General features: G+C 64.7%; 25 protein-coding genes. 12 read left to right on the plus strand and 13 right to left on the minus strand.

Translation table 11 applies throughout. The annotated features are described in order from the left end of the window. The first annotated feature begins 24 nt into the window (after nt 1-24). Nucleotides 25-429, plus strand: coding sequence for a DoxX family protein (locus tag MC381_RS08465; protein ID WP_251977298.1), 405 nt, complete (start codon nt 25-27; stop codon nt 427-429). A gap of 183 nt (nt 430-612) precedes the next feature. Here the strand turns inward: MC381_RS08465 and MC381_RS08470 are convergent, their stop codons facing one another. Further along, a complete protein-coding gene (locus MC381_RS08470; protein ID WP_251977299.1) occupies nt 613-1,641 on the minus strand; it encodes a metal-dependent hydrolase in 1,029 nt (342 codons plus the stop codon). A 173-nt stretch (nt 1,642-1,814) separates the two neighbouring features. Here MC381_RS08470 and MC381_RS08475 point away from each other — a divergent pair, with 173 nt between their 5' ends. From MC381_RS08475 to MC381_RS08485, 3 genes are read left to right on the plus strand one after another with little or no spacing between them, the layout of a single operon-like run. Further along, complete coding sequence (locus MC381_RS08475; protein ID WP_251977300.1) at nt 1,815-2,255, plus strand: VOC family protein; 441 nt, start codon at nt 1,815-1,817, stop codon at nt 2,253-2,255. 5 nt (nt 2,256-2,260) lie between these two features. Next, nucleotides 2,261-2,734, plus strand: coding sequence for a TspO/MBR family protein (locus MC381_RS08480; protein WP_251977301.1), 474 nt, complete (start codon nt 2,261-2,263; stop codon nt 2,732-2,734). A gap of 13 nt (nt 2,735-2,747) precedes the next feature. Further along, nucleotides 2,748-3,446 carry a uracil-DNA glycosylase family protein gene (locus MC381_RS08485; RefSeq protein ID WP_251977302.1) on the plus strand — a complete coding sequence of 233 codons (699 nt, stop codon included), beginning with the start codon at nt 2,748-2,750 and terminating at the stop codon, nt 3,444-3,446. Nucleotides 3,447-3,515: 69 nt separating this feature from the next. Here the strand turns inward: MC381_RS08485 and MC381_RS08490 are convergent, their stop codons facing one another. Beyond that, nucleotides 3,516-3,917 carry a DoxX family protein gene (locus MC381_RS08490; protein ID WP_251977303.1) on the minus strand — a complete coding sequence of 134 codons (402 nt, stop codon included), beginning with the start codon at nt 3,915-3,917 and terminating at the stop codon, nt 3,516-3,518. A 344-nt stretch (nt 3,918-4,261) separates the two neighbouring features. Between MC381_RS08490 and MC381_RS08495 the strand changes: the two genes are divergently transcribed. Beyond that, on the plus strand, nt 4,262-5,413 hold the full coding sequence (locus tag MC381_RS08495) for a GGDEF domain-containing protein (protein ID WP_251977304.1): 1,152 nt from the start codon (nt 4,262-4,264) through the stop codon (nt 5,411-5,413). A 63-nt stretch (nt 5,414-5,476) separates the two neighbouring features. On the opposite strand, the gene MC381_RS08500 is transcribed toward MC381_RS08495, so the two are convergent. Together MC381_RS08500 and MC381_RS08505 are read right to left on the minus strand one after the other, a co-directional pair. Further along, nucleotides 5,477-6,193 carry a phosphatase PAP2 family protein gene (locus MC381_RS08500; protein WP_251977305.1) on the minus strand — a complete coding sequence of 239 codons (717 nt, stop codon included), beginning with the start codon at nt 6,191-6,193 and terminating at the stop codon, nt 5,477-5,479. A 355-nt stretch (nt 6,194-6,548) separates the two neighbouring features. Further along, nucleotides 6,549-9,401 (minus strand): valine--tRNA ligase, encoded by a 2,853-nt coding sequence (locus MC381_RS08505; protein ID WP_251977306.1) that lies wholly within the window; start codon nt 9,399-9,401, stop codon nt 6,549-6,551. Nucleotides 9,402-9,819: 418 nt separating this feature from the next. Between MC381_RS08505 and MC381_RS08510 the strand changes: the two genes are divergently transcribed. Continuing rightward, the gene (locus MC381_RS08510) at nt 9,820-11,424 is read left to right on the plus strand and encodes a methyl-accepting chemotaxis protein (protein WP_251977307.1); all 1,605 of its coding nucleotides are present in this window, start codon (nt 9,820-9,822) and stop codon (nt 11,422-11,424) included. Nucleotides 11,425-11,552: 128 nt separating this feature from the next. On the opposite strand, the gene MC381_RS08515 is transcribed toward MC381_RS08510, so the two are convergent. From MC381_RS08515 to MC381_RS08530, 4 genes are all read right to left on the minus strand, one after another. Next, nucleotides 11,553-11,978, minus strand: coding sequence for a DNA polymerase III subunit chi (locus MC381_RS08515; RefSeq protein WP_251977308.1), 426 nt, complete (start codon nt 11,976-11,978; stop codon nt 11,553-11,555). Between the two features lie 208 nt (nt 11,979-12,186). Next, nucleotides 12,187-12,927: an SDR family oxidoreductase gene (locus tag MC381_RS08520; protein ID WP_251977309.1), complete on the minus strand. Its 741-nt coding sequence runs from the start codon at nt 12,925-12,927 to the stop codon at nt 12,187-12,189. A gap of 129 nt (nt 12,928-13,056) precedes the next feature. Further along, nucleotides 13,057-14,157, minus strand: a complete 1,101-nt coding sequence (locus MC381_RS08525; protein ID WP_251977310.1) for a branched-chain amino acid aminotransferase — start codon at nt 14,155-14,157, stop codon at nt 13,057-13,059. 168 nt (nt 14,158-14,325) lie between these two features. After that, nucleotides 14,326-15,843 carry a leucyl aminopeptidase gene (locus MC381_RS08530; RefSeq protein ID WP_251977311.1) on the minus strand — a complete coding sequence of 506 codons (1,518 nt, stop codon included), beginning with the start codon at nt 15,841-15,843 and terminating at the stop codon, nt 14,326-14,328. Between the two features lie 293 nt (nt 15,844-16,136). Between MC381_RS08530 and lptF the strand changes: the two genes are divergently transcribed. From lptF to bfr, 4 genes are all read left to right on the plus strand, one after another. After that, nucleotides 16,137-17,216 (plus strand): LPS export ABC transporter permease LptF, encoded by a 1,080-nt coding sequence (gene lptF / locus MC381_RS08535; protein WP_251977482.1) that lies wholly within the window; start codon nt 16,137-16,139, stop codon nt 17,214-17,216. Continuing rightward, the gene (gene lptG / locus MC381_RS08540) at nt 17,216-18,280 is read left to right on the plus strand and encodes an LPS export ABC transporter permease LptG (RefSeq protein WP_251977312.1); all 1,065 of its coding nucleotides are present in this window, start codon (nt 17,216-17,218) and stop codon (nt 18,278-18,280) included. The genes lptF and lptG overlap by 1 nt, the downstream gene beginning before the upstream one ends. Nucleotides 18,281-18,599: 319 nt before the next feature. Next, a complete protein-coding gene (locus MC381_RS08545) occupies nt 18,600-18,803 on the plus strand; it encodes a (2Fe-2S)-binding protein (RefSeq protein WP_251977313.1) in 204 nt (67 codons plus the stop codon). Nucleotides 18,804-19,257: 454 nt separating this feature from the next. Continuing rightward, nucleotides 19,258-19,740 carry a bacterioferritin gene (bfr, locus tag MC381_RS08550; protein WP_251977314.1) on the plus strand — a complete coding sequence of 161 codons (483 nt, stop codon included), beginning with the start codon at nt 19,258-19,260 and terminating at the stop codon, nt 19,738-19,740. 193 nt (nt 19,741-19,933) lie between these two features. Here bfr and MC381_RS08555 read toward each other — a convergent pair whose 3' ends face one another. The 5 genes from MC381_RS08555 to MC381_RS08575 all read right to left on the minus strand — a co-directional run bounded on the left by MC381_RS08555 (nt 19,934) and on the right by MC381_RS08575 (nt 23,708). After that, nucleotides 19,934-21,040 (minus strand): 5-(carboxyamino)imidazole ribonucleotide synthase, encoded by a 1,107-nt coding sequence (locus tag MC381_RS08555; protein ID WP_251977315.1) that lies wholly within the window; start codon nt 21,038-21,040, stop codon nt 19,934-19,936. Between the two features lie 2 nt (nt 21,041-21,042). After that, on the minus strand, nt 21,043-21,549 hold the full coding sequence (gene purE, locus MC381_RS08560; RefSeq protein WP_251977316.1) for a 5-(carboxyamino)imidazole ribonucleotide mutase: 507 nt from the start codon (nt 21,547-21,549) through the stop codon (nt 21,043-21,045). A 179-nt stretch (nt 21,550-21,728) separates the two neighbouring features. Then, nucleotides 21,729-21,968, minus strand: a complete 240-nt coding sequence (locus tag MC381_RS08565) for a DUF1653 domain-containing protein (protein WP_251977317.1) — start codon at nt 21,966-21,968, stop codon at nt 21,729-21,731. After that, entirely contained in the window at nt 21,961-22,881 is a 921-nt protein-coding gene (tcdA, locus tag MC381_RS08570; RefSeq protein ID WP_251977318.1) for a tRNA cyclic N6-threonylcarbamoyladenosine(37) synthase TcdA, read from the minus strand. Before tcdA ends, MC381_RS08565 begins: the two co-directional genes overlap by 8 nt. Then, nucleotides 22,878-23,708, minus strand: coding sequence for a pseudouridine synthase (locus MC381_RS08575; RefSeq protein ID WP_251977319.1), 831 nt, complete (start codon nt 23,706-23,708; stop codon nt 22,878-22,880). The genes tcdA and MC381_RS08575 overlap by 4 nt, the downstream gene beginning before the upstream one ends. Before the next feature lie 396 nt (nt 23,709-24,104). Here MC381_RS08575 and MC381_RS08580 point away from each other — a divergent pair, with 396 nt between their 5' ends. Together MC381_RS08580 and MC381_RS08585 are read left to right on the plus strand one after the other, a co-directional pair. Continuing rightward, on the plus strand, nt 24,105-24,842 hold the full coding sequence (locus MC381_RS08580; RefSeq protein ID WP_251977320.1) for a hypothetical protein: 738 nt from the start codon (nt 24,105-24,107) through the stop codon (nt 24,840-24,842). 115 nt (nt 24,843-24,957) lie between these two features. Next, the gene (locus tag MC381_RS08585) at nt 24,958-25,674 is read left to right on the plus strand and encodes an SIR2 family NAD-dependent protein deacylase (RefSeq protein WP_251977321.1); all 717 of its coding nucleotides are present in this window, start codon (nt 24,958-24,960) and stop codon (nt 25,672-25,674) included. Nucleotides 25,675-25,858: the final 184 nt, after the last annotated feature.

A 25,858-nucleotide genomic window follows, 5' to 3' on the forward strand; every position in this document is an offset into this window, starting at 1 on the left:
GCCTGGCAACATGAGGGTTCGAACATGCGTCAGCTATTGCAGCAGGAAGACCTGGGCAAACTGATCGTCCGGCTTGGCGTCGGTATGCTCATGCTGTTTCACGGCATCAACAAGCTCTTGCATCCCGAGGCGTTCGGCTGGCTGGAGCAGACGCTCTCGGCGCTTGGTCTGCCAACGTTCATCGCTTACGGCGTCGTGCTGGGGGAAGTCGTCGGACCGCTGATGGCGATCGTCGGCTGGCAGGCGCGCATCGGCGGGCTGTTGATGGCCGGCAACATGGTTGTGGCGGTGCTGCTCGTGCACCTGTCTCAGTTCTGGACGCTGAACGATCAAGGCGGCTGGAGCCTCGAACTCCAGGCCATGTACTGCCTGGCCGCGATTGCCGTCATGTTCCTTGGCAGTGGCCGTTTCGCGGTCAAGCCCGACTGAGCGGATCCGGGCGTCCGCGATTCGCCTGCGCCTGTCGAGCCTTTTCGACTCGGCAGCGCTCTTTGGGCTGACAAGTCCTGTCGTCCCTGTACAGAAACTGCCCGGTGAGGTTGAACGCCTCACCGGGCAGTTTTCATGGAATCTGGAACGACACGGTCTGGCGTCTGTCGGGTGCCCGGCGAGTCAGGCCCCGGGGCCGGGCACCGGCACGACCTGGGGATCGATGATCCGCTGCATCAGGCGCTTCATCACCGCCCTTGTCGGTCGGGGTGCCGGCTCCTGCGTGGCGGTGATCGCTTCCCAATGGCCACCGGCGTCGCGGCGGGCGATCGCGAAGGTGAAGGGATGCGCGCCGGGTACCAGCAGGCGAATGTCGGTGACTTCGAGAATGTCGCCCTCCGCGCTTGAGCGCACGTCATAGCTCAGGAAGGGGCCGCAGAACCAAGCGAGGCGCTGGCCATCCGCCGTCTGCAGGGCGGCCTCCCGCCAGCGCTCGCCGAGCGGCCAGGGCGTCAGATCGATGGACGAGTCACCGTCGAAGAGCCCGACCCAGCCCTCCAGTGCCTGGCCGTCGTCGATGACGGTAACGCGCCACAGTAGCATGGTCAGCGGCGCCGGCTGTACGAGGACCGGTGCGTCGCCAAGCCCGCGCTCGGCCAGCGCCGATGTCAGGCGCGATTCCACGTACGCCTTGGCGCCGAAGCTGAAAACGACATACAGGCATGAAAGCCCGAACAGTCCACACAGCCACCGGTGGTGGCGTGGCTGCCACGCGAAGAGGATCACGCCGACCAGCATCGGCAGGGTAAAGAGCGGGTCGATGATCGACAGGTTGTCCCACGCCACCGGCGTCATCGGTATCGGCCACCACAGTTGGGTGCCGTAGGTGGTGAAGGCGTCGATGATCGGATGCGTCAACAGACACAGCGCAAACAGCCACCACCAGTGGCCGAAACCGGCGATCTCGCGTGTTCGCGGCCAGCGACTCGCGCCCCAGGCAAACAGGGTGGCGACGCCGGTGAGCACGAACAGTGAATGGCTGAAACCGCGATGGCGGCTGAAGTTGGCCACCGCATCGCCGTAGTCGATCAAGACATCCAGATCCGGCAGGGTACCGAGTGCCGCACCCAGCAGCAGGGCGCGCCTGCCGAGCCGCGGCAGGGTGGCAGCGCCCAGCGCGGCGCCGAGACAAGCTTGTGTCACCGAGTCCATTCGATGTCCTTGTTGGGCGGGGGGACCCGCGTTGTCGCACGGTCGAGTCACGTATCGCGACGGTGCGTCGCAGGGCGTCGAGGGTAACCGAGCGTGTCCCGCAATTCACGCTCCCCTGCAGGTGGTCTACCATTGGGAACGTTCAACTCCCTGACATATTAGGAAGATTTCTCATGGAATATCTACACACGATGGTTCGTGTCGCCGATCTCGACGCGTCGCTGCAATTCTACTGCGACCTGCTCGGCCTGCAGGAGGTCTCGCGCCAGGAGAACGAGAAAGGACGTTTCACACTGGTGTTCCTGGCCACGCCGGAAGACACGCCGCGCGCCAAGGCCGAGAAGTCGCCGATGGTCGAACTGACCTATAACTGGGATCCGGAGACCTACACCGGCGGGCGCAACTTCGGTCATCTGGCCTACCGGGTCGAGGACATCTACGCCCTCTGCGAGAAACTCCAGGCTGGCGGCGTGACCATCAATCGTCCGCCGCGTGACGGCCATATGGCTTTCGTACGCTCGCCGGACGGCATTTCCATCGAGCTTCTGCAGAAGGGCGAGTCGCTAGCGCCGCAGGAGCCGTGGGCTTCGATGGAAAACACCGGTAGCTGGTGACGCGCGTGAGTCGCTCGCTATCGATTCTGGGCGGCTGGCTGCTGCTGGTGGCGCTCGCCGCCAGCAGTGGCATCCTGGCGCCGCCGGGGGCGTGGTACGCTGCGCTGGAGAAACCGCCGCTGACGCCGCCGGACTGGCTGTTTCCGGTGGCGTGGACGTTGCTCTACGTGCTAATGGCGATCGCCGCCTGGCGTGTCACGCTGGTAGCGCCGGCGGGCCAGCGGCGACGCGCGTTGACGCCGTTCGTGGCACAGCTTGTCGCCAACGGTCTCTGGTCCTGGCTCTTCTTTGCCGCGCACTGGATGCTCATCGGTCTGCTCGATCTGCTGCTGCTCTGGGGGCTGATCGTCTGGACGCTGGTAACTTTCTCTCGCTACTCGCGTGCGGCGATGGGGCTGCTGATTCCCTACCTCGTCTGGGTCAGCTTCGCGGCCTATCTCAACGCCGCCGTACTGGTACTCAACTTTCCCGCCGGATGATCGCGAGGCCTGCATGACGCGACCCCGAGAGCCTATCGTTTCGCTGCCTGTGGCCACCGAGCGCGCTATGCGCGCGGCGGCCGGCACGCTCGAGCGGCTGGATCTCGACGCTTATCGCGCGGCGGGGCGGGACCCGCTGGCGCCGATCGTCGGGCTCGGTCCTGCCGGGGCTCGGCTGGCGATCTTCGGCCGCGATCCCGGACGCCAGGAGGTCGAACTCGGTCGCCCGTTCGTCGGTAGCGGAGGGAAGAAAGTACGTGAGGCGCTTTATCGTCATCGTCATGGCGACTCGCCGCCGGATGCCGAGGCGAGGCTCTCGGCCGGCGAGGAGATCTTCTGGATCAATACCGTGCCCTACAAGCCGATTGGCAACAAGGCGTGGTCGATGGCGGTCAAGCGGCGTTTCCAGCCGCTGGTGGCGAGTCTGCTTGTCGACGCGTGGCAGGGGGAGCGGGTCATTACCCTGGGGCGCGAGGCCTTTTTGTGGTTCGGTATCGGTCAGTCGCGGGAGGTTCGCCAGGCACTCGAGACCTTCTGGCAGCGTGAGGACCGCTTTTCGTCGACGCACGAGACACTGCTGACGCTGGCGGATGGCCGACAGAAGCGCCTGACGCTGGCGCCGCTACCGCATCCCTCGCCGCTCAATCAACGCTGGTTCCAGCGCTTCCCCTCGCTGATGGACGAGCGCCTGGCGGCGCTCGATGTAGATTGAATTGCGTGTCCAGGCGTGCGAGTGCACATCCAGACGCGGGCGCACGGATTGCACGGACCGAAAGGGCGGCTAGTCCGGTCGGGCAGCCATCCTCCCACTTCCCAGAAACATCACCGCCAGGGCGCCGAACAGGAACATGCCCTGGAGTTCCAGCGTCCAGCCGCCCTGACCATTGAGCGTCCAGAGCTGCGGCAGGTGCACCAGAATGATCGCGACGACCATGTTGGCGGCCATCAGCAGGCCGCCGATGCGCGCCTGCCAGCCGACAATCGCCATGACCGGGCCGACAATCTCGCCGATCAGTACGCCGTAGGCGATGAAAGAGGGCAGCCCCATGCCTGAAAGCTGGTGGGCGATGCCGTTGAGGCTGGTCGGGTCCATCAGCTTGCTGATGCCATGCAACAGAATCAGTGCGCCGACGCAGACGCGCAGCAGCAGCTTGCCCAGATCTTCGTTGTGGAGAAATCGCATGCGGAAAGTGTCCTGTTATCCGTAGAGGCCGAATCATCGGCGCGCTTAGGCTAACAGAACTCGGCTGTCGACAGGGGGGCGAAACGACAGGGGGGCGAAACGACAGGGGAAACGACAGAGAGAGAAACGCCTCGCGGCATTGTAGGCGTAGGATTACACGCCAGCGAGTCGATTCCATCATGTTATTCGGCGTCAAAAACAGCGATACTTTCGGTAATCTATTCCTTGCCGTTCTGGCGCGTTTCGCACTGGTCTCTTGAGCAGGGCGCACGACTCTCGAGCGGGGCACACAGCGCTGCAAGAGCGCGTGCCGATCTATAACAAGACGACGAGCTGTGACACGCATGTGGACCCTGCTTTTTTCTTCCAGCCGGCAGGCCTGGCGGAGGCTGACCCAGCCGCCCGATCAGTTGGCTGCCGAACGACGCCGCAGTTTCGAGATCATGGCCGAAATCTTTCTGCTGGCGAGCATCGTCCAGTTGGCGGCGGCGCCGGTGATCTATCTGTCCGGCCACGTCGGTCTTGGGCATGCCAATCTGCTCTGCGTGGTCGGCTATGCCGTCGCCTTGATTCTGCACCGGCGGCTGTTCGTGGCCGTGGCGCTGGCGCTGAAGATGGGCTTCTTTCTCTCCTTTGTCACCTACGGCGTGGTGATCTCGGCCAGCGGCTCCACCCTGATTTACTATCTGCTCTTCGCGGAGGTCGAGTTGATGCTTTCGGACCTGCGCCGACGCGCCAAGATTCTCGCGACGGTGGCGTTGATCGCGCTGTCTCTGGCGGTCATTCACACACCCTTCGCCCATTACGTCGCAGGCTCGACAAGCGGGGTCGATACGCTGCTCTCGGATCTGGGACTGGTGCTGATCTTCGTCATGCTGTGCATCGTCATCACCCGGGCGCTGACGATCACCGACCGCCATGAGCATCGTTATCGACTCGATGCGACCCACGACTCGCTGACGCTGGTGCTCAACCGGCGTGCCATTTTCGAGCGCGCCTCGGCCTGCTGGAAGTCGGGACGTTCGTTCGTCGTACTGCTGCTGGATGCGGACCATTTCAAGGAGGTCAACGACAATCATGGCCATACGGCGGGGGACGCGGTGCTTCATCACCTGGCGGGGATACTACGCGACGCCCTGCGGGACGATGACCATATCGGCCGTGTAGGCGGGGAAGAGTTCCTGATTCTTCTGCCGGATGTCGGGCAGGAGGAAACGCGGAAAGTGGCGGCGCGCATCCGAGAACATCTCGCCGCCCATCCCTGCCAGTTCGACGGCCTGTCACTGCCGGTGACCCTGTCGATGGGCTTCGCCCGGTCTCGTGAGGGGCGGCAACTACGCGATGTCATCGAGCTGGCCGACCGCCGCCTCTACGCAGCCAAGTCCAACGGCCGCAATCAGGTCGTCGGCGAAGGGCACACCCGCAGCGAATCGTCGCTCAACGCGGCGCGTCTGGCTCAGGGCGCGGAACGGGCCCTGAACACCGATCTCTACTGATCGCTTTCCGACGCGAAGCGCGACCCTTTCCCCAGGCGGTCCAGTCAAACCGATAGGCGTGTTTCAGTGCGGTCGCCGCCGATGGGCGAGTAGCTGCTGGAGCCGCTGCACCATGCCGCTGGCCAGCGGCGTGCAAAGCACCCAAGGCAGAATGAGCAGCGCGATGCTGAGGGCACCCATGTAGACGTCGCTGAACCAGTGTGCCCCGACCATGATGCGCGGTGCACTAAGCAGAACCACGAAGGCCACGCTCGCCAGTGCGATGCGACGATCGGCGAAACGCAGCATGAAGCCCGCGAAAATCATCAGCATCAGGCCGTGGTCGCCCGGAAAGCTGTTGGAGGCCGAATCCTTGGTCGGGATCGAGACGATGTCCGTCAGGCGAGCGGCGTTGGCGAAGAAGCGCGTCGGGCTGGGGTGGCCGTAGGTGATTGCCTTGTTGGTGAGCAGTGCAGCGATAGCGGCGGTCAGCAGCATGGTCAGTCCGATCGCGATCCAGCGGCGCAGTCGGTCCGGGCGAGGGTCACGTCTCATTGCCAGGGCGAAGAGGACGCCCATGACGCCGAGTGACGCCGCGTCGAAGGCACGGGTGTTGAGTAGCGCCAGCAGATCGTCCCAGTGCAGGTTGTCCGGCGAGATCCAGGCGTTGAACAGCCAGAAGATCCGGTCATCGAGATCGTTCCACAGCACGCCGTGGGGCCAGGCCCAACTGAGCAGCAACAGCAGGCCGGTGATATTGAAGGCGACGATGCGCCCGATTCGGAAGCGGTCGAATGCCATTGGCGGATGTCCTAAGCAGAGGCGATGAAACAGGGCAGTGACGGTGAAACAGGCAGCGATCGGATGGCGCGAAGGCCCTGGCCAGACGGGCGAGCAGGCGGAAAGCAGCAGGGCGCTGGATGCCGTGTTACCGAGCATTGGGGTACCGCGTAGTCTATTTTAAGATGGCTATAAGGAACAATGTTTTTTAACTTGCTGGCAGTCTCGAGCCCCAGAAGGCCTATCGCTGCGTCTGCGGGGCGGGAGCGGGACATCCGCCGGGATCGATAAGCTTTCTGGCGGGGAGGGCGACGAAAAAGCCCCCGTCGATTCGACGGGGGCCGGGGGGACGGCTGACGCGAACGCCTGGTGTGGCTCAGTCTTCCAGCGCGGCGATCTTGTCGCGCTGTTCGACCAGCAGTTGGCGCGCGGCCTGATACTCCTTGAGCTTGCCGCGCTCCTTCTCGACGACCGCGGCCGGCGCCTTGGCGATGAAGCCTTCGTTACCGAGCTTCTTCTCGATGCCGCCGATCAGCTTGTCCTGCTTGTCGAGCTCCTTGGCGAGGCGAGCCAGCTCGGCGTCCTTGTCGATGAGGTCGGCCATCGGCACCAGCACTTCCATATCGCCGACGAGCTGTGTCGCACAGAGCGGAGCCTGTTCGGCGTCGTCGAGCCAGGAGACGCTCGCCAGCTTGGCCAGCTTGGCCAGGAACAGCCGGTTAGCCTCGAGACGCTCACGATCCGCGGCGTCGCCCTTGGTCAGCAGCACCTCGAGTGGTTTACCGGGGGCGATATTCATCTCGGCGCGCACGTTGCGCACCGCGATGATGACGCCCTTGAGCCACTCGATGTCACGGATCGACTGCTCGTCGACGCGCGACAGATCGCTCTCCGGCCACGGCTGCGTCATCAGGCTGTCGCTGTCGCTCGCCCGAGTGCCAGCCAGCGGTGCGACGCGCTGCCAGATCTCCTCGGAGACGAACGGCATCATCGGGTGCGCGAGGCGCAGGATCGATTCCAGCACCTGGACCAGCGTGCGACGCGTGCCGCGTTTGGCGGCCACGGTCGCTGCCTCGTCCCACAGCACCGGCTTGGAGAGCTCCAGATACCAGTCGCAGTACTCGTTCCAGACGAAATCGTAGAGCGCCTGCGACGCCAGGTCGAAGCGGTACTCCTCCATGGATCTGGTGACCTGCGCTGCGGTCTGCTGCAGGCGTGACAGGATCCAGCGGTCGGCCAGCGAGAGTGCCACTGGTTCCTCGTTCAGGCCCACGTCCTCGCCTTCGGCATTCATCAGCACGTAGCGCGACGCGTTCCACAGTTTGTTGCAGAAGTTGCGGTAGCCGTCGAGGCGGCCCATGTCGAACTTGATATCGCGACCGGTGGTGGCCAGCGACAGGAAGGTGTAGCGCAGGGCGTCGGTGCCATGCGCTTCGATACCGTCGGGGAACTCGCTACGCGTGGCTTTTTCGATCGCGCGCGCCTTCTGCGGCTGCATCATGTTGCCGGTACGCTTGGCCACCAGACTCTCGAGGTCGATGCCGTCGATCAGGTCGATCGGATCGAGCACGTTGCCCTTCGACTTCGACATCTTCTGACCCTGGCTATCGCGCACGAGGCCATGGACATAGACCTGCTTGAAGGGCACCTCGTCGGTGAACTTCAGCGTCATCATGATCATCCGCGCGACCCAGAAGAAGATGATGTCGAAACCGGTCACCAGCACGCTGGTCGGGTGGAACGTCTCGAGTTCCGGGGTCTTCTCCGGCCAGCCCAGCGTCCCGAAGGTCCACAGCCCGGAGCTGAACCAGGTATCGAGCACGTCTTCATCCTGGACGAGCGGGATATCCGCCGCGAGGCCATGCTTCTCGCGAACTTCCGTTTCGGTACGCGCGACGTAGACGTTACCGGCGTCGTCGTACCAGGCCGGAATGCGGTGACCCCACCACAGCTGACGCGAGATGCACCAGTCCTGCAGATCGCGCATCCACGAGAAGTACATGTTCTCGTAGTTCTTGGGCACGAACTCGATATCGCCGTTCTCGACGGCGGCGATCGCCGGCTTGGCGAGTTCCTCGACGGCCACGAACCACTGGTCCGTTAGCAACGGCTCGATGACGTCACCGGAGCGGTCGCCGTAGGGCAGCGTGTTGTTGATCGTTTCCACCTGCTCGAGCAGGCCGGCAGCCTCCATGTCGGCGACGATGCGCTCGCGCGCCTCGAAGCGACCGAGCCCGGCATAGGCGCTCGGCAACGTGGTGTCGACATCCGTCAGCGGCCGGCCCTGCAGGTCGAACGCCTCGGCGCGCTCAAGGACCGTCGCATCCTTGGAGAAGACGTTGATCAGCGCCATGGCGTGGCGCTTGCCGACCTCATAGTCATTGAAGTCGTGGGCGGGGGTGATCTTGACGCAGCCCGAGCCCTTCTCCATGTCGGCGTGCTCGTCGGCGACGATCGGGATGCGACGGCCGACCAGCGGCAGCTCAATGAACTGTCCGACCAGCGACGCGTAGCGCGCATCTTCCGCGTTGACCGCCACCGCGGTATCGCCCAGCAGTGTCTCGGGGCGTGTCGTGGCGACGACCAGGTGATCCTTGCCATCGGCGGTGGTAACGCCGTCGGCGAGCGGGTAGCGGAAGTGCCAGAACTGACCCTGCTGGTCGCGATTCTCGACCTCCAGGTCACTGATGGCCGTATGCAGCGTCGGGTCCCAGTTGACCAGACGCTTGCCGCGATAGATTAGCCCTTCGTCATGCAGACGGACGAAGACTTCCTGCACTGCCTTGTAGAAACCGTCATCCATGGTGAAGCGTTCGCGACTCCAGTCGACGCTTGCCCCCATGCGACGCAGCTGGCGCGTGATATGGCCGCCCGATTCGGCCTTCCATTCCCAGATCTTGTCGGTGAATGCCTCGCGGCCGAGATCGTGGCGGCTCTCGCCGGTCTCGGCGGCCAGCTTGCGCTCGACCAGCATCTGCGTCGCGATACCGGCGTGATCGGTGCCGACCTGCCACAGGGTGTTGTTGTCGCGCATGCGCTTCCAGCGCACCAGCGTGTCCATGATCGTGTCCTGGAAGGCGTGGCCCATGTGCAGGCTGCCGGTCACGTTGGGCGGCGGGATCATGATCGAGAAAGGGGCGCCCTCGCCGCTCGGGGCAAAGCGATTGTCGCGCTCCCAGCGCTCGTACCAGCGGGTTTCGATCTGATCGGGTTGGTAGGTCTTGTCCATGGCGGCTTTCTGACTCGGCGAACGGTGACGGCGGCGCGCCGCGTCCGGTAGTCGTGGCCGGATGCGGCACTGCGAAAATGGCGGAGAGTATAACGCCTCAGCGTGGGTGGCGTCAGGAAGCGGCGTCATCGATCTGGGGGAGCGGACGTACGCATGGACCGACGTGGCATCGCGCGACAACCGGTCGTGACTCGCCGTCTCGGTCGGCGCCGATATCTACCTGAGGCGTTGAACGGTAGGCCGAACGTTATTGACTCAGCACGGGCAGCGAATCAGCGCCTCAGGTGGCACTTTATTTAACAACAAAAATAAATCTCGTTCTCGACAAGACGATATCCCTGATCTCGCGCGACTTTCGAAGTTGTTGTGCGGCGAGAGCAAGACTGACTACTAGAATCTGATAATCAAGAGATCATTCATGAATCAAGACAATGCTATCCAACATTTAATGGTGGCGGGCGGGGGCAATGTTCGGCGAGTGCAAAAGGGGGCCTCGCTCAAGCAGCAGCGCTGGATCGGGATCGCTATTCTCTGGCTGATACTGGTCGTCATGCTGGTCACCAACGCCTGGCAAACGCGCAGTGCGCTGATGGATGAGCGGGAGCAGCGTATGGTGACGGCGGTCGATATGGCCGTGTCGCTGATGGCGCACTATCGGGATCGTGCCGAGCAAGGGGCGATGACACAAGACGAGGCTCAGAGGCGAGCTTTCGCGGCCATTCGCGATATTCGTTTCGACGGCGACAACTATGTCTTCGCCTTCGGTGACGATCTTCGCATCCGCGCGCATCCCAAGCGCGAGGCGGGCCAGGACGTTGCCGATGCCACGGACCCGACCGGCGTGCGCATCTTCCCGGCGATGATCGAGGCCACGCGCGCGAGTGGCCAAGGCTTTGCCGACTATCGGTCCAACTTTGCCCGGGGGTCGGAGGCTCAGCCGCGCGTTCACGCCTACGTCGAAAGCTTCCCGGCGTGGAATGTCTATGCCGCCAGCGGGGTCTTCATGGGCGACGTCGATGCGCTCGTCAAGGCGCAGATGATGCGCTCGACGCTGGTCGGTTTGATTGCCGGCGCGATCGTCACGCTGGCGTTCTGGTTCATGATCGGACGGGTGCTGCGTCGCTTGGGCGGCGAGCCGGCCTACGCTGCCGGCGTCGTGGAACAGATCGCGGAAGGCGATCTCACCGTGACGGTCGAGACGTCCGACGTGAAGGGGCATAGCCTGCTAGGAGATATCCGGCGCATGCGTGACGAGCTGCAGCGCGCCGTGGGTGCCATCCAGACCTCCAGCGTGGCGGTGGGGCAGGGGGCGGAGGAGATTGCCGCCGGCAACCAGGAATTGGCCTCGCGCACCGAAGAGCAGGCGGCGGCGCTGCAGCAGACCTCCACCAGCATGGAGGAGATGACCGCCACGACACGAAACAGCGCCGATACCGCGACGCGCGCACGCGCGCTGGTCGAGTCCACCGGCGAGACCTCGCGCGTGGGGCAGCAGGCGATTCTCGGCGCGGTCGAATCGATGCAGGAGATCCGCCAGGGCGCGGGGGAGATCACCGAGATCATCGGGCTGATCGACAATATCGCCTTCCAGACCAATATCCTGGCGCTCAACGCCTCGGTGGAAGCGGCACGAGCCGGTGAACACGGGCGAGGGTTCGCCGTCGTCGCCGGTGAAGTCCGCCAGCTGGCCAATCGCTCCGCCACGGCCGCGCAGGAGATCAAGCGCCTGATCGAGACCTCCAGTGCGCAGGTGGCGACCGGCGCCGAACGGGTCGGAGATGCGCGCACACAGATGCAGGAGATCGACGAGCAGATTCGTCAGATCAATACCCTGTTCGACGAGATTGCCAGTGCCGCGCAGGAGCAGACCGCCGGCATTGAGCAGATCAACGATGCTGTCTCGCAGCTCGATCAGACCACGCAGCAGAACGCCGCGCTGGTCGAGCAGACCTCGTCCATGGCTGATGCCATGCGCGAGCGCTCGATCGACCTGCAGCAGTCAGTCCAGGCATTCAGGCTCTAAGCGATCAGGCGCTCGGTGATTAGCCGCCAAGCGCGAAAGCCAAGCAAAAAGGCAAGGCAGCCACACGAGGGATCGGGTGGCTGTTGGCAACAGGCGCTGTCAGCTAACGCTCACGGCTCGGACAACGCTTACAGCTTGTGCGCCTCGACTCGGTAGCCACGATCCTTGTAGGTTTTCCAGCAGGCGCGCTTGGTCCGCAGCACTTCCTGGTGCTGGTTGATGATCTCGGCGACGCGCTCCACGCGCGAGAACCATTCGGGGATCTCGTCATGGAGGTTGAGCATCGCCTGCACACCCGGTTCCGGGGGCTGTTCCCAGCCGATGGTGACGGGCGGCGGCGGTTGCATCTCGTCGCCGACGATCATGTGCGGCACGTAGCTCTCCTCGCGGAAGGTCCAGAGCCTGTCATCGACCTCGCGGGCCATCGATTCGTCCTGGGTGTGGACATGCAGCCGGTAGCCCTTGCGATAGATCGTCTCCGCCAGCCGGCAGGCGAAATCGATGCGGGCCTCCAGCGTCGTGTCCTGAAGAATGTAGAAGTCGATCTTGGTCATGGGCTCCTTCAACGAGCAGGGATGAAGAACGGGAATGAAGCGCGACGAAAGAAAGCTGTAGGGTAGCGAATTACGCGGCTGGCGGCTCGCCCGCGAGTTCGATCGCTAGCCAGCGAACCCTATCGGGCGAGCGCGGCGGAAAGGCCTTGCCGAGCCGCGTGGCCCTGGAACAATCTCGCCCAGCGACGCGCGGCCAAGCGATGGCGGCCTAGACGCCGCCGTCGACGTCGATCAACGCCCCCGTGGTGAAGCCAGCTTCGGCCAGCCACAGTACGGCATTGGCGATCTCTTCCGGTTCGCCGATACGTCCCATCGGAATCACCTCGCCGGCGACGTCGGGCTTGTCCGGGTTGCCGCCGCTGGCGTGGATGGTGGTACGAATGACGCCGGGGCGCACGGTATTGACGCGAATGCCTTCGCCGGCCACCTCTTTCGACAGGCCTTCGGTCATCACGTCGATGGCGCCCTTTGAGGCGGCGTAGTCGATATATTCGCCGGCACCGCCGAGATGAGAGGCGGCCGAGCCGATGTTGACGATCGCACCGCCCTTGCCGCCGTGCTGAGTCGACATGCGCTTGATCGCTTCGCGCGCGCAGATGAACGGCCCGACCACGTTGATCTTCATCATGCGGTCGACGCGGTCGAAGCTCATGTCGTCGACGCGGCTGATCTGGTCGACCACGCCGGCATTGTTGACCAGTACATCGACGCGGCCCAGCTCACGATCGACGGTCTCGAACATCGCTACGATCGCGGCTTCATCGACCACATCGGCCTGCACCGCGATCGCCCGGCCGCCGTCGGCCTCGATTTCGGCCACGACCTGATCGGCGGAGGCCTTGTCGCTGCGATAGTTGACGGCCACGGCGTAGCCTTTCTGTGCCGCCATGATGGCGGTGGCGGCGCCGATACCACGGCCGGCGCCGGTCACGATCATTACAGGCTTCATCTCGTCATTCTCCCTGTCGGTAGTGCATTGTCGATAGCGCGGGACCGCGCCGAAACGACCCGCCCAGACGCAACGACCGCCTCGCGGCGGTCGTTGAAGGGCAGTGCTCAAGAGCAGCGTAGGCGGAAATCAGGCCAACTGCATCAGCCAGCCACGCTTGTCTTCGGCGCGGCCGTACTGGATATCGAGCAGACGCTTGCGCAGCTTGCCGCTGACAGCCTCGGCACCGGCTTCCGGGGTCACGATACGATCTTCCTCGGTCACCAGTTCGCCGATCTGGGTGATGACGGCGGCGGTGCCGCAGGCGAACACTTCGACGATCTCGCCGCTGGCCACGCCTTCGCGCCACTCGTCGATGCTGATCGGACGCTCTTCCGGGGTCAGGCCTTCGTCGCGAGCCAGTTCCAGGATGGAGTCACGCGTGACACCTTCGAGAATGGTGCCGGTCAGCGCCGGCGTGACCAGTCGGCCATCGCGATAGATGAAGAACAGGTTCATGCCGCCGAGCTCTTCGATCCATTTGTTCTCGGCCGCATCGAGAAACGCGACCTGATCGCAGCCATGGGCTTCGGCTTCGGCCTGCGCCAACAGAGAGGCGGCATAGTTGCCCCCGCACTTGGCGAATCCGGTGCCGCCCGGGGCGGCGCGGTTGTAGTGCTGGGAGAGCCAGATCGAGACCGGCTTGCCGCCGCTCTTGAAGTAGGACGCCGCCGGCGAGGCGATCAGGTAGTAGTCGACCTCGGCGGCCGGCTTCACGCCCAGCGACTTGCCGTTGCCGATCATGAACGGACGCAGGTAGAGGCTGCACTCTTCGGCATCGTCCTTCGGCGTCGGCACCCACTCGACATCCTGGGCGACCAGCGCCTTGAGCGAGCCCAGGAAGGTCTCGTCATCAAGCTCCGGCAGTGCCAGGCGGCGGGCGGAGGCGCGGAAACGGGCCGCGTTCTTCTCGGGGCGGAAGGTCCAGACCGAGCCATCGGCGTGGCGATAGGCCTTGATGCCCTCGAAAATCTCCTGGCCGTAGTGCAGCACCGGCGAGGCGGGATCGATCAGCAGCGGGCCGTAGGGACGCAGCTCGCCGCGCTGCCAGCCGTCAGCCTTGGTCCAGCGTACGTGGACCATATGATCGGTGAAGTAGCGGCCGAAGCCCGGGTTGGCAAGAATCTCGTTGCGCAAGTGGGCATCGAGCGGGTTGGCGGAAAGGCGGGCTTCGAAACCTGAGGTGGACACTGCGTCTTCTCCTGACTGTCCGGAATGACCGTCGCCCGAGAGGCTGGCGATCGATGACATCGGTTGGGGCTGCCCGACACGGCGGGCAGTGGATCGTTCAAATTAGCATGCAAAGCGTTTGCGGCGGAAGAGGCAGGCGCCCGGTCGACGCCCGCCTCGGGCCAGGGCTCAGGCCTCCGACGTGACCACCCGCTCGCCTTCCCGATCGAGCAGGTAACGGGTCAGCAGGCCAACCGGGCGGCCGCTGGCCCCTTTCTGCTTGCCGCTGTCCCAGGCCGTACCGGCGATGTCGAGATGCGCCCAGGGATAGCTCTCGGCGAAGCGCGACAGGAAGCAGGCAGCGGTAATGCTGCCGGCCGGGCGGCCACCGATGTTGGCCAGGTCGGCGAAGTTGGAGTCGAGCTGGGCCTGATAGTCGTCCCACAGCGGCATGTGCCACGCGCGATCCCAGGCATTTTCGCCGGCGTCGAGCAGGTCGAGCGCGAGATCGTCGTCATTGGAGAAGAGGCCGCTGGCATGATCGCCAAGCGCGATCACGCAAGCGCCGGTCAGAGTAGCGATATCCACCACGCTAGCCGGCTGGAAACGCTCGGCGTAGGCCAGGGCATCGCACAGCACCAGACGACCTTCGGCGTCGGTGTTGAGAATCTCGACGGTCAGCCCCTTGAGCGTCGTGACGATATCGCCCGGCTTGATGGCTCGACCATCGGGCATGTTCTCGGCGCTGGCGACGAGGGCGATCACGTTCAGCTTCGGCTTCAGCGCGATCACGCTCTTCATGGTGCCGAAGACGCTGGCGGCGCCGCACATGTCGAACTTCATTTCGTCCATGCCGGCACCGGGCTTGATCGAGATACCGCCGGTGTCGAAGGTGATGCCCTTGCCGACCAGGACATGCGGCGCTTCGTCGGGATCGTCGGCGCCCTGATACTTCATCACGATCAGGCGCGAGGGTTCGGCGCTGCCCTGGCCGACCGCAAGCAGGGCGCCGGCGCCGAGGGACTCCAGTGCGGCTTCGTCGAGAATCTCGGTCGTCAGCGTGCCGTCGGATTCACCGGCGAGCGTCTCCGCCTGGCTGGCAAGATAGCTGGGCGTGCAGATGTTGCCGGGCAGGTTGCCCAGCGTGCGCGCCAGGTTGACGCCATCCCCGAGGGCGGCGCCGATGCGGGCACCGGCCTTGGCAGCGTCGACCTGGCCGGCGTCATCGATCAGCACCTCGACCTGGGCGAGCTGGGGCGCCTCGGCGGGCGTCGACTTGCACTGGGTGAAGCGATAGACCGCGCGAGTCGCCGACTCCAGTGTCATCTGCGCGTTCCAGGCGACGTCGCGGTCGTCGATGTCCGCATCGGTGAAGGCGACCGCGACGCTATCGACCGGCAGCTTGGCCAGGGCTCCGAAGGCGGCGTCCAGCGCCTTGCGCAGGGCGCCTTCGTTGAACTTGTCGCGCTTGCCCAGGCCGACCAGCATCAGGCGTTCGGCGGCGAGCCCCGGCGCAAACGGGATCAACTGGACATTGGCCAGCTCGGGGGAAAAGTCTCCACGTTCCAGCAGTTGCGCGATCAGCCGTTCGCTGGCGTCATCCAGCTGCGCGGCGGCGGACAGCAGGTCGCCGTCCGCGAACAGCGGCACGACCAGGCAGGCGGTCTCGACCTTGGCCGGGTTGACGGTCAGTACGGAAAATTCCATGTCGTCTCCAATGAACGATTGCGCTGGCTTCGCGTCACATTGCCTGTCGTCGACGAGACAAGTGCGCGGGGAATCAGGATAATGGCGCCGCAGGGATCCACGCGGCAGCGACGCCGGGCGGCCGCCGAGTGGCGGGCGCCCGGTCGACGGCGATGCCATCGATAGCGCCAGTTTACGCAAAGCCGAGGGACGTTGCATAACGCAGGTCTTGAAGGCCGAGCGCTAGGTGGCCTGCCGCCGGCTGCGGAGCCGGCGGCGGATGCCGCGGCAGGAAGCCATTTCAGGAGTCGATGTTGATTGTATTCCGCTATTTGACACGCGAGATTCTGCTGACGATGTCCGCGGTGGCCGGGGTGCTGCTGCTGGTCATCATGGGCAGTCGCTTCATTCGCTACTTCACCGACGCGGCGCAGGGTGAACTGCCGGTCAGTGCGCTCGGCACGCTGATGCTGTTCCACATGCCAAGCTTTCTCGAGCTGGTGCTGCCGCTGTCGTTCTTCCTCGCCATTCTGCTGGCCTACGGTCAGCTCTACCTGAACAGCGAGATCACGGTGCTGGTCGCCTGCGGCATGAGCCCCAACCGGCTCCTGCGCGTGACGCTGCTGCCGGCGGCGCTGATGGCAGTGCTGGTCGGCGTCTGCAGCCTGTGGCTGACGCCGGTTGGTGCGGCGCACAACGAGCGCCTGATCGACGAGCAGGAGAGCCGGCTCGATTTTTCCGTGCTCACCCCCGGGCGCTTCCAGGATTTCGGCAGCGGCCGCACCGCCTATACCCAGTCGCTCAACGATGAACGCTCGCGCATGCAGGGCGTCTTCATCAGCGAACGGCAGCCGCGCAGCGATGGCACACCCGAGCAGGTGGTGACGCGGGCGGAGGGCGGCTATCAGACGGTCGACGAGGAGACCGGCAGCCGCTTTCTGGTGCTGACCAACGGCGAGCGGTATAGCGTCGACCCCGGCACGCCAGTGGCCGAACGGCTCGAGTTCGGCAGCTACGCGGTGCGCCTCTCCACCGATGCCACCAGCGAACTGAACGACGACACCGAACTCATGACCACTCCGGCGCTGATTGCAGACGGCGGAGACGAGGCCATCGCGCAGCTGCAGTGGCGCCTGTCGATGCCGTTGATGATCCCCATCCTGACGCTGCTGGCGCTGCCGCTCTCGCGGGTCAATCCTCGCCAGGGGCGCTTCGCCAAGTTGCTGCCGGCGATCTTCCTGCATATCAGTTACCTGAGCCTGCTGCTGGCGGCGCAGGATGCGATCGCGCGCGGCAGTCTACCGGCGAGCGTCGGCATGTGGCCGATCCACGCCGTCTATCTGGTGCTGGGGCTGTTCCTGATTCGACGTGACCAGAAGCAGGGAGGCCGCTGATGCTGATCGATCGTCTCGACCGCTACATCGCCCGCAACGTGCTGGGCGCGATGCTGGTCGTCCAGGTAATGGTGCTGGGGCTCGATCTGGTGATCTCCTACATCAACGATCTGGGCGATGTCGCCGGCAATTACACCGCGCTGGACGTGCTCTTCTATCTCATCATGCGGTTGCCCTGGCGCTTCTACGAGTACGCGCCGGTGGCGGTGCTGATCGGTGCCCTGGTCGGGCTGGGTACCATGGCATCCAGCAATGAACTGACGGTCATGCGGGCCGCCGGGCGCTCGCTCGGGCGCATCCTGCTCGGTGTGCTCAAGCCGCTGGTTCTGGTCATTCTGATCACCATGGCCATCGGCGAATTCGTCAGCCCGGCCACCGAGCAGCACGCCGAAGCCTGGCGCCTGGAGCAGTCCGAGGGGGCCGATGCCGTGCTCTCGACTCGCGGTGGCTGGCAGCGCGAGGGCGAGAGTTTCTATCGCTTCGGCACCATTCGCGCCGACGATACGCTGATCAATGTCATCCGCTACCGCTTCGACGGTCAGCAGCTCGTCGATGCCACCCAGGCGGCGAGGGCGGTCTGGGAGGGCGATGCCTGGACACTGCAGGACGTGGAGGTCACCCACTTCGAGGGAGACACGACCCGTGCCGAGCACGTGTCGAGCCAGACCTGGGAAACCGCGCTGACACCGGCCCAGCTCAATCGGCTGCTGCGGCCGCTCGACAGCCAGCCGATGACCAGCCTGTGGCAGTACGCGAGCTATCTGCAGGGGCAGGGGCAGGAGGCGACCCAGCCGCTGCTCTATTTCTGGCAGAAGAGCCTGCTGCCGGTGACCCTGGCGGGCCTGGTTCTGCTGGCGGCCTCGTTCGTGTTCGGCCCGCTGCGAACCGTGGCGGCGGGCACGCGAATCTTCTATGGCGTGATCGTCGGCCTGACGTTCAAGTATCTGCAGGACCTGCTCGCGCCGGCCTCCGTGCTGTTCGGCTTCTCGCCCTCGCTGGCGGTGGTCGTGCCGACCGCTACTTGCTATCTGCTCGGCCTCTGGCTATTGCGACGCACTGGCTAGCACCGGGACGCACTGGCTAGCGCCGGGACGCATTGCCCGGTTTGACGGCCACCCTGATGACGCCGCGCTCCTCGGAGCGCGGCGTTTTGGTTTGAGGTCTTCTATTGGGATCTTCCTATTGGGATCTTCTTGGGCGGCGCCGCTGGGCGCTGGTTGCCCGCGAACCTCCGTGCGGGGATGGCAGGCGTCACGCCGGCCGGGCCTTCAGGTGATGTTAAGCCGCTTCGCGATAGCGTGATCGAAATGAGATCGATGATGGGTTGAAATTGCCTATGCGAATCATTTACATTTGCTATCACGTTAACAGTGAGGTCTCGCCGTGTACGTCTGTCTCTGCCTGGGTGTCACCGACCGCGATATCGAAAATGCCGTCAGCGATGGCGCCCGGAGCTGGCGCGAAGTGCGCGAGACGACCGGCTGTGCCGGCCAGTGCGGCAAGTGTGCCTGCACGGGCAAGAGCGTCATGCGCGAGGCGATCAGCCAGGCCGTAGCCTTCGACCCGGATCTCGCCTACGCGGTCTAGACCGCGACACGACCGGTGTCAGGGCGAGAGACGGTGGCGTGAAGCACCGCGCGCTTCCTGCCTTCCTCTTCGCTTACTGTACTTCCTGTCTGCCTCACGCTCTTCTTGCTCCGCTTTTCTCTGTTCCTGACTTTCCCTGTTTCTTGGCCGTCCCCGGCCCATCGACTGAGCTGCCGCCTGTTCGCCCGAGCGTGGTAGTAGCGCAAGTCGTTATCAGCCGCGTTTTCATCCGCCAATTGATGGCAGATGCGAAGATGTCGTAAGTAACTGTTATGCTTGTAATTTCTGTCTTCTGTGGGCCATACTGCCAGCATCGAATTCGCGCGTGTCTCGCGGCGACGACGTTGTCTGCCGCCGCGGTATGCTAGCGTGACGATTTTCGGGAGTGCGTGTGCCTGCGTGGCTCCCCGGTGCCCGATGCCCGTTTGCTCGAAGACATGAGGAGAACACGACAATGAAAGGCGACCCGAAAGTCATCGCATATCTGAACACCGTGCTCGGTAACGAGCTGGTGGCGATCAACCAGTATTTCCTCCACGCCAAGATGTACAAGGACTGGAACCTGGCCGTGCTGGCCAAATGGGAGTACGACGAGTCGATCGAGGAGATGCAGCACGCCGACAAGCTGATCGAGCGTATCCTGTTCCTGGAAGGCCTCCCCAACCTGCAGGACCTGGGCAAGCTCAATATCGGCGAGAACACCCAGGAAATGCTCGAGTGCGACCTCAAGATCGAGCACAAGGCTCGTGCCGATCTGCAGGAAGCGATTCCCTATTGCGAATCCGTGCGCGACTACGTCAGCCGCGACCTGTTCATCAAGATCCTCGATGACGAGGAAGAGCATATCGACAAGCTTGAGGCCGAGCTGGGCCTGATCGACAAGGTCGGTATCCAGAACTACCTGCAGAAGCACATGTTCACCGACGAAAAGCAGTAACGCTCGCCGTCGGCGCCCAGACGGAATCACGCGGATTGCCAGGCTCGTTATACATGAGCATGGTATGACTCGGGCCGGTACTGACAGGCCCGACGAAAAAGGCCCCGATGTCGACGACATCGGGGCCTTTTTCATGGCTTGGCAGCGGGGGCCGCCGCTGCTCGCCGTGGCGTCGGCGCTTAGTCGGCGCTTATTAGCCCAGATCGTTGGCCAGCAGCGCCTCCACCGCGCTCACCCGCTCGGCCAGCGTCGCTTCGTCGGCGGCGAGTACGGTGATATGGCCGATCTTGCGGCCGGGGCGGGGGGCCTTGCCGTAGTCATGCCAGTGGGTGCCGGGCAGGGCGAGTACGGCATCTCGCTCGGGGAAAGCACCGATCACGTTAAGCATGGCGCACGGCGCCAGGCGTGCGGTTTCGCCGAGCGGCAGGCCGGCGACGGCGCGAACGTGGTTCTCGAACTGGCTGGTGACGGCGCCCTCAATGCTCCAGTGGCCGGAGTTGTGCACGCGCGGTGCGATCTCGTTGGCGAGCAGGCCGTCGGCGGTGACGAAGAATTCGAACGCCATGACGCCGACATAGTCGAGCTCATTCATCACTCGGCTGGCGTAGTCCTCCGCCTGCTCCTGCAGCGGGTGCGCCACCTGCGGAACCGAGCAGTGCAGAATGCCCTGGCGATGCTCGTTGCGGACCACCGGCCAGTGACGAATCTCGCCGTCGCGGGCGCGTACGGCGATCACCGAGATCTCATGATCGAAGTCGATGAAGCCTTCGAGGATCAGCGGCACGCCGCTCAGCTCGTCGAAGGTGTCGGCGACGTCAGCGGCCTCGCGCATCACCTTCTGGCCCTTGCCGTCGTAGCCCATCGTTCGGGTCTTGACCACCGCCGGCAGGCCGATCTCGGCCACGGCAGCATCGAGATCGGCCTGGCTGTCGATGCGGGCGATCGGCGGTACGGCGATTTCGAGCGAGCGGAACAGCGACTTCTCCAGCCAGCGATCTCGCGCGGTTGCCAGCGCCGCTGCCGGGGGGTAGGCGGGGCGCCGTTCGGCGAGGCGCGCGACGGCTTCGGCCGGCACGTTCTCGAACTCGAAGGTGATCGCCTCGCAGGTATCGGTCAGCGTCTCGAGCGCCGCCGCGTCCTGCCAGTCGGCCTGCAGATGCTTGCCGTGGGCGCTGGCGCAGGGCTCGCTACCCGGATCGAGAAAGGTGAAACGCAGGTTCAGGGGGGCTCCCGCCTGGGCGAGCATGCGCCCGAGCTGGCCGCCGCCGACGATACCCACACGAGTGATCGAACGGCTCATGCTCACTCCTCGCTGTCGTCTTCGGGTCTGGGGTCGGGCGCGTCGAGCACCTTGCGCGTCTGTTCGGCGCGGTAGGCCTCGAGCGCCTCGCGGACACGGTCGTCGTGGTTGGCGAGCATGGCGGCGGCAAGCAGGGCGGCGTTGACGGCACCGGCACGGCCGATGGCCAGCGTCGCGGTCGGAATGCCGGCCGGCATCTGCACGATCGACAGCAGCGAGTCGACGCCGGAAAGCGTGCTCGACTTCACCGGCACGCCCAGCACCGGTAGACGTGTCTTGGCCGCGCACATGCCCGGCAGGTGCGCGGCGCCACCGGCACCGGCGATGATCACCTCGAGCCCGCGCTCGGCCGCCGTCTCGGCGTACTCGAACAGCAGGTCCGGCGTGCGGTGGGCGGAGACCACGCGGGTCTCGTGCTCGATACCCAGCTGTTCCAGGGTCTCGACGGTATGGCAAAGAGTCGACCAGTCCGACTTGGACCCCATGATCACGCCGACGCGTACGCTCATGCTTCCTCCCGTGGGAAATGTTCGGCAACCGCGGTTTATGGATTGTCGGGCGTTGCCGGGGTGCGGTTGGGAAAGCGGCGCATTATACCCGGCATGGATTGCGTCAGACAGTCGCGTGGGCAAATACCGCTACGCCGACGGGGCGTCTCGCGCAGCTGGCTTTCACAGTGCCGAGCTTTCTACGTCTGGCGGAACGCCTTCTCCAGCGCAAAGCGCGGGACCGGCTCGTCGCTGACCGTGACCTGCTCGCAGAACATCGCCAGCGGGCGCACCCACAGGCCGTAGTCGCCGTAGAGGGCGCGGTAGATGACCAGCCACTCCTCGGTCTCGCTGTGCTGGGCGACGTCGAACACTTCATAGAGTGCGCCCTTGTAGTGGCGGTAGATGCCGGGTACCGGATGCTGCGGGTTGTCACTCATCGTCGGTTGTCTCCTGCGGAGTGGTGACCTGCTCGGTCTCTCCCTGCGTGGCCTCATTGTGCATGGCCGTCTGCTGCGTGATCGTCTCGGAAGTCGAACGGCGGGCACGCTCGGCCAGCCGGGTGAGTACGCGACCGGCAGCGGTGAAACCGAAGGTGCCGGTGACCACGCTCACCGCGCCGAAGCCGGCGGCACAATCGAGCCGCGTCGCCTGGCCCGGGGCCGGCTTCTGCAGGCAGACTTCGCCGTCGCTGCCCGGGTAGACCAGCTGTTCGTCCGAGTAGACGCACTCGACGGAGAAGCGGCGCTTGGGATTGCGCGAGAACCCGTAGTCGCGGCGCAGCTTCGAACGCACCTTGGCCAGCAGCGGGTCGTGCTCGGTGCGGGTGAGGTCGGCCACGCGTATGCGGCTCGGATCGGTCTGGCCGCCGGCGCCGCCGGTGACCGTGATCGGCAGCTTGCGCCGCTGGCAGTAGTGAATCAAGGCGGCCTTCGCCCCGACATGGTCGATGGCATCGATGACGTGGTCGGCATCTTCGGGGATGCGTTCGGCTAGGTTGGTCGGAGTAATGAAGGCGGCATCGGCCTGGATCTCGATGCCCGGCCAGATCGCGCGGCAGCGCGACGCCAGCACCTCGACCTTGGGGCGACCGATCTGGCCGTCCAGCGCGTGCAGCTGACGATTGACGTTGGAGACGCAAACGTCGTCCAGGTCGATCAGCGTCAGCTTGCCGATGCCGGAGCGTGCCAGCGCCTCCGCGCTCCAGCTACCGACACCGCCGACGCCGATCACCACCACGTGGGCCCGGCGGAAGGCGTTGGCGGCCAGCGTGCCATAGAGTCGGCGGATGCCGCCGAAGCGGAAGTCGTAGTCGTCGCTGCTGTCGCGAGGAGAGAGGGCGTCTTCGGTCATGGTGTCTCGTCGATCGGTTCGGCCGGGGTGGCGGGCTCGCCGGCAGGATTGGCGGCGTCGTTGGTCACGTGATCGGCGGCGTCGCGGGGCAGATGCGCCTGCCAGCCGAAGCGCGTCATCAGGGCGGCGAAGGCCGCATCCGGTGCGGCTTCGAGCGTCAGCCAGCGACCGTCGGCCGGGTGCGGCAGTGTCAGCGATGCCGCCGTCAGCAGCAGGTGCGGGCAGGCAAGATGATCGCGGAAGTAGCGATTGTGAATGCTCTTGCCGTGCTTGGCATCGCCGATGATCGGGTGGCCGCAGCGCGCCAGATGACGGCGGATCTGGTGGCGTCTTCCGGTTTCCGGCCGCGCCTCCATCAGCGAGTAGCGCGAACTCGGGTAGCGGTCGATCGCTACCGGCATCTCCACCGTCGCCAGCCGGCGGAGATGGGTCACCGCCGGCTGTGCGGGCATCTCCGCCTTGGGCCGGATGCCGTCCTCTTCGCGCAGTGGTGCGTCGACGGTCAGCGTCTCCGGTCCCCAGCCGCGAACCACCGCCAGATAGCGCTTGGCGGCGCGATGGTCGGTGAACGTCTGCCCCAGCGTGGCCGCCGTGGCCGGGTCCAGCGCGAACAGCAGCACGCCGCCGGTCGGGCGGTCGAGACGATGCACCGGGTAGACGTGGCGGCCGATCTGGTCGCGCAGCGTCTGCAGCACGAAGCGGGTCTCGCCGCGGGCCAGGGCGGTACGGTGTACCAGCATGCCGGGCGGCTTGGCGACGGCAATCAGGGACGCGTCGCGGTAGATCACGGCGAGAGGCGGCGGAGAGTCGGGCGTGCAGGCGCTCATGGCGGATAGCGAACGGCGGTGTGGAACGGGTCGCTATTGTCGGGGCGGGGGGCCTGGATCACAAGCCCCGTTTGGCAGGCGTGGCGACCGCGACAGGATCGTTCCGGACACGTTTTCGGCGCCAGTGGGGCTCGCTGTCGCGGTCAGTTATCTCGTCACGCTGTTCTAGTCAGGTGTTTCAGTCAGTGGTAGCGGCAAGTGATTGCGGCAAGTGATTGCGGCAAGTGGTAGCGGTTGCGGTAAAAAAGGCACTTGAGCAAGCGGGACACGGCATATTGCGATAGTTTGAGCGCCCCTGACGAACTCGTCTCGAGATTGGTCGTGACGTTCGATCCATTGGCAGCAAGGTGATTAACGGTGCTGTTTCATTTTACGTGGTGGGAAACGCTGCTCTTGATGGTGATCTACGCCTGGCCGCTTAGCCTGCTGGTGCTGTTCATCCCCTTTGCCGTCGGTGTCGCGCACTGGCGGCGCTGGTGGGGGCTGTGTGTCGCGTTGCCTGCCTTGGTACTCATGATCGCCGTGGTCTGGATTCCGGCTAAGGAAGCTTGGTGGAGTTATCAGAGCCACATGCGGGACAAGCACCAGGGATTGGCGATCGCCGAGGGAATGCGAGCCGACAAGGCTCAGGCCTATGCCGACTGCCTGCTGCGCTGTGATGATTACTACATTGGTCGGTGGGTCGAGAAGGGGAGTGACAGTCGCGTTGCCGCACTCAGGCAACGAGCGGCCCAGGGGTTCTTGCGCAAAGAAGGCATCGACGACATGCCGGCAGAGGCAGTTCGTGCCGTGACGATGATCGCGCACGTCACTTTGGCAGAGGAGGGGCAGCCGACACAGCAGCTGGCTCACTTGCACAAAGCCATGTCTCTCGCCGAATCTTCGTCGCTATGGGAATGGCTCGAGACGCAGGAAACGTTATCTGGCAACCGTTACGCCTTCGAGAGGCGCGTCGAAGGGATTCCCTACGATATTCTCGCCGCGGAATACTCGCTCCGGAAAAACGCCGATGCCGACGCGGAATTCGCCTGTGATCCAGCGCGCTTCGAAGCGTTTTATGCCCGCATCCATTCCGCCCTCGCTTTGGATGCGTGCCGCTGGCTACAGGATCGCTGGCAGCGCGAACAACGTTGATCCCATTGGGGGCGTCGTGGGTAACGTGTCATGCTCTGCCGTCTAGTGGCCGTTTTCGAAGCGCCCCATTTCAAAGCGCCTTGTTTCGAAGCGCCCCATTTCAAGGAGGCATGGCATGTCTGAACATTCAGGGCGCCATCTTGTGGTTCTCACCGGCGCCGGTATCAGCGCCGAAAGCGGTCTCAAGACCTTTCGCGACGGCGATGGCCTGTGGGAGAACCACCGCGTGGAGGACGTCGCGACGCCCGAGGCCTGGCGGCGCGACCCCGTTACCGTGTTGCGCTTCTACGACGAGCGCCGCGAACAGACCCGCCGGGCGCGACCGAATGCGGCACATCAGGCGCTGGCCGCGCTCGAACATGCCGGTTTTCGTGTCAGCGTGGTGACCCAGAATATCGACGACCTGCATGAGCGCGCCGGTTCGCGCCACGTGCTGCACCTCCACGGCGAGATTCTCAACGCACGCTCCAGCGTGGATGCCAACCTGCGCTATCCGCTGCCGAGCGGCGGTATCGCCCTGGGCGATCTGTGCGACAAGGGCAGCCAGCTACGGCCGGACGTGGTCTGGTTCGGCGAGGCCGTGCCGCGCTATGCCGAAGCCTGCGACATCGTCGCCGAGGCCGATGCGCTGCTGGTCGTCGGCACGTCACTCGCGGTGATGCCGGCGGCGCTGCTGCTGGAACAGGCGCCGCTCGAGGCACCGTGCTGGCTGGTCGACCCCCACGCCCGCGATCTGGCGCCACCCGGCGTCAGCCCGATCGCCGAGCCCGCCAGCCAGGGCGTGCCCGCGCTGGTGGCGCGCTGGCGCGAACAGGGGCATTTCGTCTCCTGAACGCCGCTTCCTGCCTTTTGCCTATTTAGCCGCGGCCGAGCCTGCGGCAGAATAGCGCGCGCCCGGCCTAGGTGCCGGGCGTCGTTCAAGGAGCCTGCTTCACGACCGTGCCGTAGGTTTCACGACACTGCGCCGTGGGCTTCACGACGCCGATCACAGAGCCGCCAGAGCGGCCAGGACCCGC

The organism is Salinicola avicenniae, assembly GCF_023736115.1.
Lineage (GTDB): Bacteria > Pseudomonadota > Gammaproteobacteria > Pseudomonadales > Halomonadaceae > Salinicola > Salinicola avicenniae.